The 16,852-nt window shown below is 36.4% G+C and carries 13 protein-coding genes; 7 read left to right on the top strand and 6 right to left on the bottom strand.

Features of this window, described 5'->3' with window-relative positions; all coding sequences use genetic code 11:
- Positions 1 to 32: 32 nt before the first annotated feature.
- The 6 genes from AC07XN_RS02565 to AC07XN_RS02540 all read right to left on the bottom strand — a co-directional run bounded on the left by AC07XN_RS02565 (position 33) and on the right by AC07XN_RS02540 (position 6,505).
- On the bottom strand, positions 33 to 206 hold the full coding sequence (locus AC07XN_RS02565; RefSeq protein ID WP_309917390.1) for a hypothetical protein: 174 nt from the start codon (positions 204 to 206) through the stop codon (positions 33 to 35).
- 26 nt (positions 207 to 232) lie between these two features.
- Positions 233 to 355 carry a hypothetical protein gene (locus AC07XN_RS02560; RefSeq protein ID WP_309917393.1) on the bottom strand — a complete coding sequence of 41 codons (123 nt, stop codon included), beginning with the start codon at positions 353 to 355 and terminating at the stop codon, positions 233 to 235.
- Between the two features lie 82 nt (positions 356 to 437).
- Entirely contained in the window at positions 438 to 1,361 is a 924-nt protein-coding gene (locus AC07XN_RS02555; protein WP_494741943.1) for a hypothetical protein, read from the bottom strand.
- 463 nt (positions 1,362 to 1,824) lie between these two features.
- Positions 1,825 to 2,913: a formylglycine-generating enzyme family protein gene (locus tag AC07XN_RS02550; RefSeq protein WP_309917399.1), complete on the bottom strand. Its 1,089-nt coding sequence runs from the start codon at positions 2,911 to 2,913 to the stop codon at positions 1,825 to 1,827.
- A 96-nt stretch (positions 2,914 to 3,009) separates the two neighbouring features.
- Entirely contained in the window at positions 3,010 to 4,638 is a 1,629-nt protein-coding gene (locus AC07XN_RS02545) for an arylsulfatase (protein ID WP_494741942.1), read from the bottom strand.
- Between the two features lie 262 nt (positions 4,639 to 4,900).
- On the bottom strand, positions 4,901 to 6,505 hold the full coding sequence (locus tag AC07XN_RS02540; RefSeq protein WP_494741941.1) for an arylsulfatase: 1,605 nt from the start codon (positions 6,503 to 6,505) through the stop codon (positions 4,901 to 4,903).
- A gap of 614 nt (positions 6,506 to 7,119) precedes the next feature.
- On the opposite strand from AC07XN_RS02540, the gene AC07XN_RS02535 reads away from it, so the two are divergent.
- From AC07XN_RS02535 to AC07XN_RS02505, 7 genes are all read left to right on the top strand, one after another.
- Positions 7,120 to 8,457 carry a DUF8692 domain-containing protein gene (locus tag AC07XN_RS02535; protein ID WP_494741940.1) on the top strand — a complete coding sequence of 446 codons (1,338 nt, stop codon included), beginning with the start codon at positions 7,120 to 7,122 and terminating at the stop codon, positions 8,455 to 8,457.
- Positions 8,458 to 8,673: 216 nt separating this feature from the next.
- On the top strand, positions 8,674 to 10,317 hold the full coding sequence (locus tag AC07XN_RS02530) for a TldD/PmbA family protein (RefSeq protein ID WP_494741939.1): 1,644 nt from the start codon (positions 8,674 to 8,676) through the stop codon (positions 10,315 to 10,317).
- A 119-nt stretch (positions 10,318 to 10,436) separates the two neighbouring features.
- Positions 10,437 to 11,756, top strand: coding sequence for a TldD/PmbA family protein (locus AC07XN_RS02525; protein ID WP_494741938.1), 1,320 nt, complete (start codon positions 10,437 to 10,439; stop codon positions 11,754 to 11,756).
- Between the two features lie 255 nt (positions 11,757 to 12,011).
- Positions 12,012 to 13,652 carry a TldD/PmbA family protein gene (locus AC07XN_RS02520; RefSeq protein WP_494741937.1) on the top strand — a complete coding sequence of 547 codons (1,641 nt, stop codon included), beginning with the start codon at positions 12,012 to 12,014 and terminating at the stop codon, positions 13,650 to 13,652.
- A gap of 121 nt (positions 13,653 to 13,773) precedes the next feature.
- Positions 13,774 to 15,111, top strand: coding sequence for a TldD/PmbA family protein (locus AC07XN_RS02515; protein ID WP_494741936.1), 1,338 nt, complete (start codon positions 13,774 to 13,776; stop codon positions 15,109 to 15,111).
- 130 nt (positions 15,112 to 15,241) lie between these two features.
- Positions 15,242 to 15,856 (top strand): DUF4159 domain-containing protein, encoded by a 615-nt coding sequence (locus tag AC07XN_RS02510; protein WP_309917422.1) that lies wholly within the window; start codon positions 15,242 to 15,244, stop codon positions 15,854 to 15,856.
- Between the two features lie 3 nt (positions 15,857 to 15,859).
- Positions 15,860 to 16,834 carry an AAA family ATPase gene (locus AC07XN_RS02505; RefSeq protein ID WP_494741935.1) on the top strand — a complete coding sequence of 325 codons (975 nt, stop codon included), beginning with the start codon at positions 15,860 to 15,862 and terminating at the stop codon, positions 16,832 to 16,834.
- Positions 16,835 to 16,852 lie beyond the last annotated feature (18 nt).

Here is a 16,852-nt window from a genome sequence, read left to right as displayed (position 1 = left end):
GCGTCTTGCATATCATGTTTTTATATTTCTATCTATTCCTTGGCGCTTGCAGAAGTAGTTGTTGTGTCTTTTACTTTGTTAAGCCAAGGTTTTTCACCTTTATAATAGAACCATCCCCAAAGTAAGATAACAGGGAGTGCGTAAATAAATAGACTAATTAATGCGTCTCGAAAAATTTTCCGAGCAAGGCTTTTTTCTAAGGTCATTTTGAGTGATTTTAGGAAATGGCTAATTAATTTAATAAATGTTCTACCAATAGAATACCTCCCGTTAGGATAGTAACTGGTATTAAAAATACAAGGATACTGATTAGCACTTTTTTCCCAATAGTGCTAAAATCTTGAAGAGTCATCATTCTGAGTATAAGTTAGGTTCAACTACATCAGCCTATTTAAAGCTGATGTAGCGATATGAAAAGAAGTAAGACAAAGAAAAGGCTAATTTTTGCTCTTAAATGAATTGTTTGATTCTACAAAAGCACTTTTATTATCATTTGCATCATTCAAGCCTACAAAGCCTAATTCTTTGACATAAGCTTGCCCTTCATGTTTTGTCCAGTTCACAAAACGCTTCAATTCTTCATTTTCAGCATTTTTATGGGTGATAAAATACACGTTTTCTGTAGGAATAGCTTTGCTAGTAGGGTTTTTTTCTAAGAACGAAATAAGTAAATCTAAGTTTCCATAAATTTGTTCTTCTTTATCCAATTTCCCATTGTTGTTTAAATCAATCGGGAAGATAGTAAAGTCTTTCAAAGGCTGTCTTGTTTGTAAATCATATAAGTAACCTAGGTTATTATACGTAATGCCTAGTGGATCACGTTTAATAGCTTCTAATAGATTTTTATCATCTCCTGTAATTCCTTTGCCTACAATGTTTTCAGCATCGTCTCCTAAATAACTAGCAAAAGAGATGGAAGAGCAAACTTTGCTAGCACGCGTATATACTTGGTATTTCGGTGCGTCTTTGTCTTGCTCAAGTGCATCTTCGGGGTCTTCTAAAAAGTATTTTTTCAATTCTTCTTTCTTTACACCTTTCTTTACTAATGTCTGAGCTAAAGGAGTCTTTTCATTACCAACGGGTAATAAGGCAAATCTGCTTACTGGCGTAATTTCTTTGTCATCACCAAACGCAGTTGGCTCAGCATGATATGCGATGATCTGAATGGTAACAGATTCACCAGCATTTTTGGCTAATTGTACATCCGCTTTAGGATATATTTTTTTATACTCAGTAATCCATTTTTCAATAAGGGGATAGGTAAAGCGTGTTCCTCCTAAACTTACTTTATTATTATTATCTTGGGCTTGGGCTGTCAATGTGCCAAGTAAAAGAAAAAGACCTGTTAATTTTGCTTTCATTTTTTGATTTGTTTACGTTACATGTAAATAATTGTAAGGAATAAGCATACAAATACCTAGAAGCTCTGACCATAAAGCATATCAAGTATCTTGAATCTTATTTAAGAAAATAATTTGATGTTTGGCTATCAACAACAACAGCAACAGCAAGAAAAGGAAGCAAGAGATTGAACCACCTTGAGTGTGAAGTCGTGACCATTATTTTTTGAGCATTCCATTTGACTAACGCTTAATTAAAAGTTACGGTAAATTAGGCAATCATACATTGTTGGTGGCTAACAAGATAATTGCGATGAAATTATAAGTCTATAATTTCGATAGACAAAGATGGTTTAATGTTTTTAGAAAACCAAATATTTTCAAAAAAATATTCGGTCTAAAAAAATTAATTTACTGATAATCAACACAATGGAAAAATAATATTCAAAAAGTACAAATATTATTTCCAATATTTCAATGATTACTAATTTTTATCTTTTACACATCTAAATCCTAAATTATTACTAGCACTACTTGTTTCTCCTTTGCCTCTACTTCCAGCTATATAGCGTATACAATACTGATCACTGCATAGAAACGAACCACCTCTTTGCACGTGCTTTACTACGTTGGGCTCTTCGGGGTCATAGCTTGAACTTGGCCCTTTAGGATTAACTTTCGGACTGTTTTTGTAATAATCTGGTCTATACAAATCGCTACACCACTCCCAAACATTTCCATCCATGTCATATAATCCATAAGGATTCTTTGGGAAAGATTTTACGGGTGCTACATCATTGTAACCATCTTCTAAGGTATTGCCACTTGGGAAATTCCCTTGAAAAATATTAGCAAACCATTTATTGTTAGGCTTTAATACATTTCCCCAATAATATTTAGTAGCAGTTTTCCCCCCTCGTGCAGCAAACTCCCATTCAGCTTCAGTGGGTAATCGCTTACCTGCCCATTTGGCATAAGCTAGTGCATCTTCATAACAAACCTGTACAACTGGTTCATTTTCATGTCCTTTTATAGTGCTAGTAGGTCCTTTGGGATGTTGCCAGTTAGCACCTGCTACATAATCCCACCATTGAAGGTGATTATCCAATCCTACATTTTCAGTGGGAGGCGTAAAGACTGCTGAGCCTGCTACCAATTTATCAATCGATACTCCTGGATAATCTGCTGGATCTAAAGGACGTTCCGCTACAGTTTTATAGCCAGTTGCTTTTACAAATCGAGCAAATTCAGCATTGGTTACTTCATGCTCATCCATTAAAAAGCCTTTTACAGTTACCGTATGTTTAGGTTGAGCATCTGGATATTCATCAGTACCCATTGTAAATGTTCCACCCGGAATTTCTACCATATTCTGATAGCTTAGTGCCTTGCCTGCTGTAACATTGGTTTTATCAGAAGCAAACTTATTTTTAACAAAAGTTGGACTTTTTACTTTGCAAACGGCAATTTTATCTCCAGCAGCAGGTTTCTGTTGAACAGTCTGGGCATTGCCTTGGAGCATTAACCAAGCAAAACCACTAACTCCTAAAGCGGTATAAATTATTTTTCTCATGTTGAATAGTAGCTTTTTAGCATTGAGTATTAAGCCTTGAGATTACTTTACAAAAGTACTTTTAAATTTCACACTCAAAACTCACCGCTTGATTTATTATTTACTTTTTCTAACTGGTAAAAGCGGAGCAGTAGGTTTAATAGTATCATAATCTACTACACCATTTGCGGCAGCCCATTTGAAATAGTCATTTGAAAGCGCATCTACTATCAATGGATATTTGGCTGCTACATTCTGTGTTTCACCTCTATCTTTATCTAAATCAAACAACTGCCATTGATAAGAAGGATAGATAGAAACTAATTTCCATTTGCCTTTTCTTACGGCTCTATTGCCTGCTCTTTCCCAGAAAATACCTTCTTCGCGTTGTATTTCCTTGTTGTCAAAAAGCAGCCCTGTCAAACTTTTTCCCGGTAATTGATTGGTTTTTACGCCATTAAATGTTTCAGGATATTTTGCTTCTGCCAATTCATAAAAAGTAGGTGCTAAATCAATTAAATGTGCCGTGCCTTTACTGATAGTCCCCGATTTTATTTTCTTTGGAAACCATGCGATGAATGGCGAGCTGATACCACCTTCGAAAGCAAAAGATTTGAATGAACGGAAAGGCGAATTTGATAAGAATGACCAGTTTTTCCCTTGCGATTCAAATGAGCCAGAAGTTCCTACAGGACCAGCGTTTTTCCCTACTTTATTGCCTAAGTGTGCTACATCTTCCGCAGGAGCACCGTTGTCAGAAATAAAAACAATTAAGGTGTTTTCATCTTGTTTCAGTGCCTTTAGGCTTGCTATTAACTTCCCGATGCCTTGGTCAACTCTATCCAACATAGCTGCATACACTTCCATTTTAGCTTTCCAAAGTTCTTTTTCATCATAGGTTAAATTATCCCATTCAGGAATCTCTGCATCTTTTTCTGCAATGGTTTGTTTTTCGTCCAGAATACCTAATGATTTTAATTTAGCTAAACGATTCTTTCTGAGAACATCCCAGCCCAAATCGTATTTGCCTTTATACTTAGCAATGTCTTCTGGTAAAGCTTGTAATGGCCAATGTGGTGCCGTATAAGCTAAATATAAAAAGAAAGGCTTTTCTTGATTAGCTGGCTCACTGATGAATTTAATCGCATGATTCGTTACTTCATCCGTAAAATAATATGAGTTTGGTTTTGGATGAATTTGTTGATTGTTTTCAATCAAGCTTACAGGATACGGTCGCCCAAGTGGAATATCTTCTGCATCAAAATAATTGGCACCACCGCCTAAAATACCATAAAATTGATCAAAGCCTCTTTGGGTAGGCCATACAGATTTATCTTTGCCTACATGCCATTTTCCAGAAAGATAAGTATTGTAGCCCGCTGTTTTAAGTACTTCGCCGAAAGTTAATGACTCTTTATTCAAAAAACCTTGGTATGGAGGCGAACCCAAATCAATATCAAAATAGCCAACTCCAGCTTTATGAGGATATTGTCCTGTAATCAATGATGCACGCGTAGGCGCACAGATTGAATTATTATAAAATTCTTTAAGTCTGATGCCTTCAAAAGCCAGTTTGTCGATATTAGGTGTATTAATTTCTGAACCATATGCTCCAAGATCAGAATAACCCATATCATCTACCATGACTAAAATGATATTTGGCTTTTTGTTTTGGGCAAAAGTATATTGAGTAGATAGGCTCAAGGCAAATAAAATCCCTATCCAAGTAAATGCTCTATTTTTCATAAGAATGATTATGCTAATTTATCGTCTTTAAAATTTGTAATTGAGCGAGAATATTTAAAACCCTTCATAAATTCCTATAAAAGATATTTCCCTTATGTAAGGCCTTACTTTTCTTGTCTTGACACAAGAAAAGTAACCGCGCGGCGGACCGCAAAAGAAAGTCAAGAAATTCCAAACTCGCTCCGCTCAAACAGTGGAATTTCGAAAACTGCTAACGCCAGTGATATTCTAATATTTATAGTAGTAAAATTTTCACAGCTCCTTAAAACCTCGTTCCATTTCCGATTTGAACCGCAGGTTTTATTTTATCATAATTTTCTACATTATTTTTCTTTGACCATGCTTCATAGTCAGCAATTAATTCTTTTACGATATCAGGATTCTTGGCTGACAAATCTACTGTTTCACCACGGTCTATATCCAAATCATAGAGTTCCCATCTTTTTTCTGGATAAGTAGATACTAATTTCCATTTTCCCTTTCTTACGGCTCTATTACCACCACGTTCCCAGAAGATGGGCTGTTCACGATTCACTTCTGTACCTTCAAATAATAATTTCTTCAAGCTAACCCCTGCTAAAGCATTGGTTTTTATACCATTATAATTTTCTGGATATTTTGCACCTGCTACATCATAAAAAGTAGGAGCTAAGTCGATTAAATGCCCTGTTCCACGAGCGATGCCTCCAGCTTTGATTTTTTTAGGAAACCAAGCTATAAATGGCGAACTGATGCCTCCTTCATGGAAATTGTTTTTATAAGAGCGAAATGGCGTATTAGACAACGAAGCCCAACTTTGGTCTTGGTATTCATAAGAACCTGACGACCCAATAGGACCAGAATTTCTAGCACGTTTTCTGCCTAAAGGTGAATACCCACCTTGAGCACCATTGTCGGAAATGAAAACGATTAATGTATTTTCATCCTTTTTAAGCTCCTTTAATTTGGCTAACACTCTTCCTACGTTTTGATCAACACGATCGAGCATGGCAGCGTATACTTCCATTTTCTTTTGCCACAATTGTTGCTCATCATAAGTAAAAGCATCCCAACTAAGCACTTCTTCATCGCGTGTAGCAATAGGTTGTTTAGGGTCTACCAATCCTAATTGTACTTGTTTGGCATGACGAATAACTTTTAGAGAATCCCACCCTAGTTTATATTTACCACGATATTTGGCAATGTCTTCTGGTAAAGCTTGTAAAGGCCAGTGTGGAGCATTGAAAGCTAAGTACAAGAAAAATGGTTTTGAACTCTTGTTTTGTTCTTCAATAAATGAAAGCGCTTTATCTGTAATAGTATTTGTTAGATATTCTCCCTCTTTTAGGTTAATTCTTTTATTGTTTTCTACCAATTCCACTGGCGCATCTTTTGCGTCGGCATAAAAATTACTAGCACCACCGATGAAGCCATAGAATTTATCAAACCCTCTCTGATTTGGCCAATACAAACTATCGTTGCCTACATGCCATTTACCAGAAAGGAAAGTATTGTATCCTGCTGTTTTAAGTACTTCGCCAAAAGTCAAAGATTCTTTATTTAAAAAGCCTTGATAAGCGGGCAAACCCAAATTGACATTAAAATATCCTACACCCGCCTTATGGGGATATTGACCTGTAATTAATGAGGCACGCGTAGGAGCGCAAATAGAGTTATTATAAAATTCTTTCAGCCTGATACCTTCAAAAGCTAGTTTGTCAATATTAGGAGTATTGATTTCTGAACCATAAGCACCTAAGTCTGAGTAACCCATGTCATCTACCATTACTAAAATAATATTGGGAGGCGTTGAGCTTTTTTTCTTTTGTGCAAAAGATACCATTCCCAGCGACAAAAGACTAAATAAGAATATGTATTTAATTTTCATGAAATGGATAATTCTATTTAAACTATGGATTAAGTTATATAAAATTTTTAAATTAATACTTTGTGTATTATAGAACATGCAAGATGTAATCCATAATGTTATGGAATAAATGATAGTCCAGAAATGAGGAGATAGGCTATTGTTATTAGCTACAACAGCAACAATTTTGATTTGAAAAAATGGAGCTTGCCACTGTACGGAAACTTTCCCTACATTTTAGAAAAATGTATAAATTATTTGTGTTCATAATTATTTTTTTAAAACTGTATTGACTCTTTTACTTGTTGGTGGCTAACAAGCAAAACTATTAGTCTATAATTTCTATAGGCAAATATGGTTTGTTGTTTTTAATTTTGCAAATTTTTTATTTAAAATATGTATTTCTTGCCTATGGCGAGCATCTATCAAAACAAAAGAGAAATAAGATGTTTTTAAGTGAAGTCAATAGTGGTTAGCAGCTATTGTATAAAACAAATAATAGGAAAATGTTAAATGATTATTTATTTTAGTATGATTTTAAACTAGCGTTTGTGTCCTTAAGGAAGAAAATGTATTGTTAAATGCTTATACCTAACTGAATTATAAAGCATTATAACATTAATAATTGTATGATAATGAATTTACCGAAAGAGCAAACAGAAATTTTTTCTGTGAAGATTTCTGTACAAAATGTTTATCGGATATGTTTGGGTGTATTCTGTTGTAATCTTTTTTTTCTATTCGGAACTTGGCTGAGTAAACAAACTTTTCTTGAAAGTGCCAAGTTTTCTGTACAGCTTATAATTGTTCTTTTAGATCTTACTAATGAGAACATCGTAGCATCATGGTATGCTTCAATGCTGTATTTCTCAATAGCCATAATTGCATTCTTATGTTTCTTAATTGATAACCAACACTCTGAAACATTGGCAAATAAGGTTTTCAATAGCCTCTGGATTATTATTTCTGCTATATTTTTCACATTATCTTTTGATGAGATGGGTTCATTTCATGAAGTAATAGGTGAAACCGCACTGCTTAAAAAATTAGGAGATGGAATAAGTACAGGCTGGTATCTGTTTTATGCTTTTATAGCCATTATAGGTTTAATAATGTTGTTATTCTTTTTTGTGAAATTCAGGCGCTATAAAATAGTATTATCGTTAAGCTTTATTGGTGTGATTTTACTGTTGAGTAACCCATTTCAAGAGCAATATGAAATGTCATCATGGCAAAACGCACCAAACCCTGCTACTTGGAAACGCCCAATGCTATTCTTATTAATCGAAGAGGGATCAGAAATATTTGCTTCATTTTTTTTATTTGTTTCATTCATAGTTTACTTACTTAAAAAGAGAACAGTTTCATCAATGGGGCAAATGTTTATAAAAATAGAGTTTGCTCTAAGTAAGCATTTTCTTGGGTATCAAGTTTTTACTATAATAGCATTAGGTATACTTATGCAGGTAGTATATCACTACCCTTGGACTATTTCTGGAAGAAGCGACACAGGGTTACCACAAAACTGGTTTCCATGTATTGCTAGTTTTAGTGCTTTTATTATTTGCTTATATTTCGACTTTTCTTTTAAGAAAAAAATGGGCTTTTTAAGAAGTATTTATATAATCCTTGCTTTTGTATGCCTGTCAACTTCAATCTATTTTGGCAGTAATATGTATTATTATTATACAACCTTTATTGCCAAAATTAAATTTATGCTTTTTGGCGCCATAATATTAATAGGAACAATTGCAATATTAGAATTTAAAGGATACATCATCAGGGTACTTATACTAGGCTGGATTACTTTTTTTGCTTTATCTATTTATTGCACTGATTTCAACGCAACCGTTTGTGGATATGTATCCTTTTCGTTTCTTCTCATTGCTTTTTTACTTCACTATAAACGTCTTTTATTATTGAAAGACGGCTATCACTATATGGTTTTATTCTTTCCTTTCTTTCTTATCTAATAGGATAAAATCGTACACTTTTCTTTATAATTTCAAAAAACTCTAACAGATGTCGATAAACTTGTGCTTTTTGTCGAATAAGGAGATGGTTTTTGCGTTTTTATTTACTATTTTTAGATTATGCTGTTTTATCCATTTTGTAGAATAGGGTTGAATAGTCTATTTTGTCACGATTTTTACCTCATTTAATTTTAACTTCAATCAACAAACCCCAATATGAATAGAAGGGATTTTATCCAATTATCTGGTATGGGCTTAGGAGCCATGATGGGCTCGTCCGTTCCTGTTTTGGGAAATATGGTTACAGCAGAACGTTTGCTAGAACCTGCTGCAGATGTAGCCTTTAAAAAAAGAATGGCTGACATCGCTTTGAACGCTACCAAATCTCGTGGTGCTACTTATACCGACGTTCGAATCGGTAGATATTTACAACAATTCTTGTTTACCCGTGAAAACAAAGTTCAGAACATTGTTAATGCTGAATCGTATGGCGTGGGTATCCGTGTAATTGCTAACGGAACTTGGGGTTTTGCCGCAACAAGTGATGTTACACCCGAAGGCATTGCCAAATGTGCAGAAACTGCGGTAGCTATTGCTAAAGCGAATGCTAAAATCCAAAAAGAGCCTGTAATTCTTGCTCCACAAAAAGGTGTTGGTGAGGTTTCATGGAAAACTCCTATCCAGAAAAATGCATTTGAAGTACCTGTTCAAGAAAAAATAGATTTGTTGATGAAAGTAAACAGCGAAGCCCTGAAAAATGGTGCAGGGTTTGTTACTTCCAACTTGTTTTTAGTGAACGAGCAAAAATATTTTGCATCTTCAGATGGCTCTTATATTGACCAAGATGTACACCGCATCTGGCCTACTTTCACGGTAACTGCGGTTGATAAAGCGGCTGGCAAATTCAAAACACGTGATGCCATTAGTTCTCCAATGGGTATAGGTTATGAATATTTAGATGGTTTGGCAAGCGAAAAAATTGCGGCACCAAATGGTTTAGTAGGTTATCGTAATTCATACGACATGGTAGAAGATGCTATCATGGCAGCTAAGCAAGCTAAGGAAAAAATGACAGCTAAATCGGTATTGGCTGGTAAATATGATTTAGTACTTGACCCTAATCATTTAGGTTTGACTATCCACGAGTCGGTTGGCCACCCAACTGAGCTTGACCGTGTATTGGGCTACGAAGCCAATTATGCTGGAACTAGCTTTGCAACATTAGATAAATGGAAAACGAAGGCTTTCAACTACGGTAGCAAACAAGTGAATATTGTAGCTGACAAGACACAGCCATATACATTAGGTACAGTAGGATATGATGACGAAGGCGTACCTTGTAAAGAATGGGATTTGATTAAAGATGGTATTTTGGTAAACTACCAAGCAATACGTGACCAAGTAAATATTTTAGGAGAAAATGCATCACACGGTTGTTGCTATGCCGACAACTGGAACTCGGTACAATTCCAAAGAATGCCAAATGTGTCTTTACGTCCTGGTAAAGAAAAGTTGAGTGTTTTTGACATGATTAAGGGCGTTGAAAAAGGTATTTATATCATTGGTCGTGGTTCATATTCTATCGACCAGCAACGTTATAACTTCCAATTTGGAGGTCAGTTATTTTATGAAATCAAAAACGGTGAGATTGTAGGAATGCTAGATGACGTAGCTTATCAATCAAATACACAAGAGTTCTGGAATTCTTGCGCACAGATTTGTGATAAAGACGATTATCGTACATTCGGTTCGTTCTTTGACGGGAAAGGACAGCCTTCGCAAGTAAGTGCTGTTTCGCATGGAAGTGCCACGACTCGTTTCAACGGTGTAAATGTGATTAACACAGGACGTAAAATATAGTTTAGCTCAGCTGTGAGCAATCAGCTTTCAGTCGTCAGCTTTCGGAATAAATTATTTTTCAATCCGAAATCCGATAGCCCAATGCTGATAGCTCGAAGAACTCTTAATCTCGAAAAAAAATGTCAATTATATTAACAAAAGAAGAAGCTAAAAAGATAATAGACAAAGTTTTAGCATTTTCAAAAGCTGATGAAATGAGTGTGGCACTAAGTGGAAGTCGCACGGGAAATATTCGTTATGCTCGAAATTCTGTTTCTACAAGTGGGGAGTCATTAGACCTCTCTTTGGCAGTAACAGCAGTATTTGGCAAACGTGCTGGTACAGCAACCATCAATGAATTTGATGATAAATCCTTAGAAAAAACTGTTAGAAGAGCAGAGGAAATAGCCAAATTAGCACCAGAAAACCCTGAATATGTACCGATGCTCGGGCCACAGAAATACATAGAATCTGGAACGTTTGCACAAAGTACAGCAAGCATTGACCCTGATTACCGTGCAAAAGCTGCTTTTGAAAGTATTGACCCTTGCTCTAAAAAGAACTTGACAGCCGCAGGGTATTTAGAAGACTCTTCAGGCTTCAATGCCATCGGAAATAGCAAAGGACTTTTCGGTTATAACAAATCTACTTCCATTGATTTTTCAATTACAGTGCGTACAGCAGATGGTTTAGGTTCTGGCTATGCTATTCGTGATTTCAACGATGCTTCAAAGCTGAATACAAAGTCGGCTACTGAAGTTGCGATGCAAAAAGCATTGGCTTCAAGTTCAGCAAAGGCATTAGAACCAGGAAAATATACTGTAATCCTTGAACCTGCGGCATTGATTGATTTATTGCAAAATATGATGCGAAGCTTGGATGCCAGAAGTGCAGATGAAGGAAGAAGTTTCTTGAGTAAAAAAGGTGGGGGTATACGTCTGGGAGAAAAATTGTTTGACGAAAGAGTAAGTATTTTTTCAGATCCTGCTAATATTGAAATTCCTAAAGCAGGATTCTCAGGGGATGGTCGTCCACAAGAAAAAATCTATTGGATAGAAAATGGCGTAGTTAAAAACCTAACCTATTCAAGATTCTGGGCAGAGAAAAAAGGAGTGAAAGCTACACCACCACCATCAGGATTTATCATGGCTGGCGGTTCAGAATCATTAGCTGACTTGATTAAAGGTACAGAAAAAGGTATTTTGGTTACACGTTTCTGGTATATCCGTGCCGTTGACCCTCAAACATTATTGTACACAGGACTTACACGTGACGGTACTTTTTATATTGAGAAAGGAAAAATTAAGTACCCAATCAAAAATTTCCGTTTCAACGAAAGCCCCGTAATTATGCTTAATAATTTAGAAGCAATGGGTGCTCCCATGCGTGTAGGAGGCAGTTTGGTTCCTCCGTTAAAAATAAGAGACTTTACCTTCAGTAGTTTATCTGATGCTGTATAGTTAATAAAAGGTGGATGGTCTGAATTGTCAGCCATTCACCTTCTTTATTTAACCATTCATCAAAATCATACTTTTCAAAGTATTTATATCTTCATCAAAAACAATATATTTAGGTATTTGGAAAAACCTATCGAACAGGTTTGAGGAATTATTTATTGATATTTTTGTAATACTCAAAAGCACCAATAAGTATAACCTCTCAACTGTTTTCTAAGTATTTTTCCTCTATCTATTCAACTAAAAAAACTAAAAGCTTTGAAAAGAAGAGATTTTATTCAAATGTCAGGCTTGGGAATGGGTGCGTTGATGCTTCCCAATATTCCAATCGTCGGAAGGCCTGTTTCCGCTGAGGCTCTTATGGATGGCTACGTAGATGTAGCAGTCAAAAAAAGATTAGCTGATGCTGCACTCAATGCCGCCAAAGCTAAAGGAGCAACTTACACAGATGTAAGAATTGGGCGTTATCTCAATCAATATGTTGTAACACGTGAAGACAAAGTTCAAAACATTGTCAACACAGAATCTTATGGCGTAGGCGTGAGAGTAATTGCCAATGGTTGTTGGGGTTTTGCAGCCGTAGTGGATGCCAAATCAGAAGCTGATACAGCAAGAGCCGCTGAAGAAGCTGTAGCTATCGCTAAGGCAAATGCTAAATTGATGACTCAGCCTGTACAATTGGCTCCTCAGAATGGCTATGGCGAAGTAAGCTGGAAAGCTCCTATTCAAAAAAATGCTTTTGAAGTACCTATCAAAGAAAAGGTAGATTTATTGCTTGGAGTGAATGATGCTGCCATGAAAAATGGTGCCAATTATGTAAACTCGGTACTTTTCTTAGTAAATGAGCAAAAGTATTTTGCTTCTTCGGATGGTTCGTATATTGACCAAGATATTCACAGAATTTGGCCAATCTTTAATGTGACTGCTATCGACCCTAAATCTGGGAAATTTGAGACACGCAGAACATTGAGTGCTCCAATGGGAATGGGTTACGAATACCTACAGACCAACCCTAGCGATAAAATAACAGGTATCACTACTCGCTACAACAAGGGTTATGATATGTTAGAGGATGTTATCGCGGCCTCAAAACAAGCTAAAGAAAAACTTACTGCCAAGTCAGTTGAAGCAGGTAAATACGATTTAGTATTAGACCCATCACACTTATGGTTAACCATTCACGAATCTGTGGGTCACCCATTAGAGCTTGACCGTGTATTGGGTTATGAAGCCAATTTTGCGGGTACTTCATTCGCTACACTTGACAAATGGCAAAGTAAAAACTTCAATTATGGCAGTAAACAAGTAAATCTATTTGCTGATAAAACTCAAGTAGGTTCGTTAGGTGCTGTAGGTTGGGACGACGAAGGAGTAAAAACCAAACAATGGGATTTAGTAAAAGAAGGTACTTTGGTAAATTATCAAGCCATTCGTGACCAAGCACATATTATTGGTGAAAAAGAATCTCATGGTTGTTGCTATGCAGATAGCTGGTCGTCAGTACAGTTTCAACGTATGGCAAATGTTTCGCTTGCTCCGGGCAAAGAAGCGTTGTCGGTAGATGAAATGATTAAAGATGTTAAGAAAGGAATTTACATTGTTGGCGACGGTTCATTCTCGATTGATCAACAGCGTTATAACTTCCAATTTGGCGGACAATTGTATTATGAGATTAAAGATGGAAAAATTGTAGGAATGCTAAAAGATGTAGCCTATCAATCAAATACACAAGAGTTCTGGAATTCTTGCGTAAAGGTTTGTGATGATCGTGATTATCGTTTGGGCGGCTCGTTCTTTGATGGTAAAGGTCAGCCTTCGCAATCAAGTGCAGTTTCTCATGGTAGTTCAACGGCTCGTTTTAATGGTGTAAATGTAATTAATACAGCACGTAAGATTTAATCTAGCTATGAGCAGTGAGCCTTCAGCTTTGAGTTTTTTATAAAACATCAGAGTAATAAAAAGCTTAAAGCTCATAACTCACAGCTTAAAGCTTATCAAACTCTTTAATCTCGAAATCAACATGTCAATAATATTAACTGAAAGTGAAGCTAAAGCCTTGTTAACAAAGGTCTTAAGCTATTCAAAAGCAGATGAATGCGAGGTAAACCTGCTGGGAGAAACCCGTGGGAATCTTCGTTATGCTCGAAATGAAGTATCAACCAGTGGCGCTTTAACTAACCAAAACCTGACTGTTCAGTCGGCTTATGGGAAAAAGGTAGGGGTAGCAACCATTGATGAATTTGATGATGCTTCTTTAGAAAAGGTAGTACGTCGTTCAGAAGAATTAGCGAAGCTTGCTCCTGAAAATCCTGAATATGTAGGCTTATTAGGACCACAAACTTATATTAAATCTACAGGGTATTTTGATTCAACAGGAAGTGTTACACCTGATACACGTGCAGAGGCCGTTGCAAAAAGTCTGAAACTATCTAGAGAGCAAAAATTAGTTGCTGCAGGCTTTTTAGAAGACCAAAAAGGCTATACAGCCATGATGAATTCAAAAGGACTTTTTGCTTATTACAAAAGTACTAATGTGAATTTTTCATTGACTGTTCGTACAGAAGACGGTACGGGTTCTGGCTATGTAGCTAAGGGTTATAGCGATGTGAATAAATTAGACACTGCGGCTGCTACTAAAATCGCTATACAAAAATCATTGGGTTCAAAAGGTGCTAAAGCATTAGAACCTGGAAAATATACCGTTATTTTAGAACCTACGGCTGCGGTAGTATTGTTGGAAAATATTTACTACGATATGGATGCCCGTAGCGCTGACGAAGGACGTTCATTTTTCAGTAAGCCTGGGGGCAAAACGAAACTAGGAGAAAAGATTGTTGACGAAAGAGTAACGTTTTTCTCAGACCCTACCTATCCAGAGTTGCCTGCATCACCTTGGGCTGGTGACGGTCAACCACAAGAAAAATTGATGTGGATTGAAAAAGGAGTTGTTAAAAACCTTTCTTATTCAAGGTATTGGGCCAAGGAAAAAGGCGTAAAACCTGTTCCTTTTCCTAATAACATGATTATGCCAGGAGGAACGGCTACATTAGAGGAAATGATTAAAAGTACGCAGAGAGGTATCTTAGTTACTAAGCTTTGGTATATACGTTCAGTAGACCCACAAACGTTATTACAAACGGGACTTACACGTGACGGTACTTTTTATATTGAAGATGGAAAAATCAAGTATCCTATCAAAAATTTCAGATTCAATGAGAGTCCGATTATCATGCTTAACAACCTTGAGATGTTAGGTAAAACTGAGCGTGTAGTCAGCACAGAATCGAATCAAAATTACATGGTACCGCCAATGAAAATCAGAGAATTTACCTTCTCATCACTTTCGGATGCGGTATAATATTTAGCTTTCAGATTTCGGTCGTCGGCTATCGGTTATCTAATTTTAGAATGTAGATTAATTTAAAAAACAAATCTAACGTCTGGTGACCGACTTCCGACGGCTGACATCCGAAAGCCAACTTGACAATATGAAACCATTTATTTTTACAAGAATTCAATATGCTTCTGGAGATTGGGATACAGACCAACGAATGCCTTCAAATATCCTTAATTCTTTGGTAGAATATACAACCATACCCATTGATGATAAAGAGAAAGTAGTACTATTGAGCAGTAATGAGCTTTTCAAGAGTCCTTTTTGCTATCTGAGTGGGCATAAATTAGTAGAATTCTCTAGTAAAGAACGAGACAATTTTCGCAAATATGTAGAAAACGGAGGTTTTGTATTTGTGGATGATTGTAACCATGATATTGATGGACTTTTTGCCAAATCGTTTGAACAAGAAATGGGAAGAACATTTGGAGAAAAAGCCTTACAAAAAATCCCGAATACTCATCCAATTTACAATTGCTTCTTTCACTTTGATGGCCCTCCAACAACAAGTTTTGAACTTAACGGTTGGGGCGACGACCTTGTGCATGACTACCTAAAAGCCATTATTATTAACGGACGAATTGGTGTTTTGTACAGCAACAAAGATTATGGATGTGAATGGGATTATGACTTCCGAAATAAACGGTGGCTCGCAGAAGACAATACAAAATTTGGAGTAAATATCATTCAATACGCACTAACAGTTTAGACATTGGAAAATAAAGACCTTACTTATTATAAAACATTGGTGGCTAAATTGCCATTACTAAAAAAAGAAATTGCTAAAGTAATTGTTGGACAAGAAGAAGCGATTGATGAAATCCTTATTTCTCTCTTAGCAGGGGGACATTGCTTACTCGAAGGTGTTCCTGGTCTAGCAAAAACGCTGATGGTAAAAACCATTTCAGAGGCTTTGGAGATGGCATTCAAAAGGGTACAATTTACCCCTGATTTAATGCCAGGTGACATTGTAGGAACAGAGATTTTGGAGGAAGACCATGAAACTGGGAAGAAATTCTTCAAATTTAGCAAAGGTCCAATTTTTGCAAACATCGTTTTGGCGGATGAAATAAACCGTACGCCACCCAAAACTCAGGCTGCTTTGCTAGAAGCCATGCAAGAATATAAGGTAACTTATGCAGGGACTAATTATGATTTGCCAAAGCCTTTCTTAATTATCGCTACGCAAAACCCTATCGAACAAGCGGGTACATATCCACTTCCAGAAGCGCAATTAGACCGTTTTTTGTTATATATCAAACTGGGTTATCCTTCTGAAACTGAAGAATTACAAGTATTAAAAAGTACAACAGGCGTAGGTAAGCAAACTTTGCAAACCATCATGACTGATGAAGATATTATTACTTTACAGCAGCTAACACGTCAGGTACATATTAGTGAAGAATTGATTGTAAAAATCAATCAACTCGTAAGGTCAACGCGTCCAGCTAATTCTGATTCAGCTTTTGTAAAACAATGGTGTGATTGGGGAGCAGGACCAAGAGCAGGACAAGCCCTAGTATTATGTGCTAAAGCTAGAGCCGTATTGCACGAACGTTTTGCCGTTTTACCCGAAGATATCAACACCCTTGCATTCCCGATTCTAAGACATCGTGTTTCCCTTAATTTCAGAGCCGATGCCGAAGGAATTACTACAGATGATGTCATAAGAGAGTTGTTGAAATAATAGTCACCCAATTCAAAT

This window comes from Arcicella sp. GW458-12-2-14-TSB2 (assembly GCF_059423785.1).
The sequence above is the reverse complement of the archived record's forward strand: the minus strand, read 5'-3'. Positions and strand labels throughout refer to the sequence as shown.

Bases quoted from the DNA above. Each gene is read 5' to 3' on its own strand.
- AC07XN_RS02565 (WP_309917390.1), bottom strand. From the start codon at position 206: ATGACCTTAGAAAAAAGCCTTGCTCGGAAAATTTTTCGAGACGCATTA.
- AC07XN_RS02560 (WP_309917393.1), bottom strand. From the start codon at position 355: ATGATGACTCTTCAAGATTTTAGCACTATTGGGAAAAAAGTGCTAATC.
- AC07XN_RS02555 (WP_494741943.1), bottom strand. From the start codon at position 1,361: ATGAAAGCAAAATTAACAGGTCTTTTTCTTTTACTTGGCACATTGACA.
- AC07XN_RS02550 (WP_309917399.1), bottom strand. From the start codon at position 2,913: ATGAGAAAAATAATTTATACCGCTTTAGGAGTTAGTGGTTTTGCTTGG.
- AC07XN_RS02545 (WP_494741942.1), bottom strand. From the start codon at position 4,638: ATGAAAAATAGAGCATTTACTTGGATAGGGATTTTATTTGCCTTGAGC.
- AC07XN_RS02540 (WP_494741941.1), bottom strand. From the start codon at position 6,505: ATGAAAATTAAATACATATTCTTATTTAGTCTTTTGTCGCTGGGAATG.
- AC07XN_RS02535 (WP_494741940.1), top strand. From the start codon at position 7,120: ATGAATTTACCGAAAGAGCAAACAGAAATTTTTTCTGTGAAGATTTCT.
- AC07XN_RS02530 (WP_494741939.1), top strand. From the start codon at position 8,674: ATGAATAGAAGGGATTTTATCCAATTATCTGGTATGGGCTTAGGAGCC.
- AC07XN_RS02525 (WP_494741938.1), top strand. From the start codon at position 10,437: ATGTCAATTATATTAACAAAAGAAGAAGCTAAAAAGATAATAGACAAA.
- AC07XN_RS02515 (WP_494741936.1), top strand. From the start codon at position 13,774: ATGTCAATAATATTAACTGAAAGTGAAGCTAAAGCCTTGTTAACAAAG.
- AC07XN_RS02510 (WP_309917422.1), top strand. From the start codon at position 15,242: ATGAAACCATTTATTTTTACAAGAATTCAATATGCTTCTGGAGATTGG.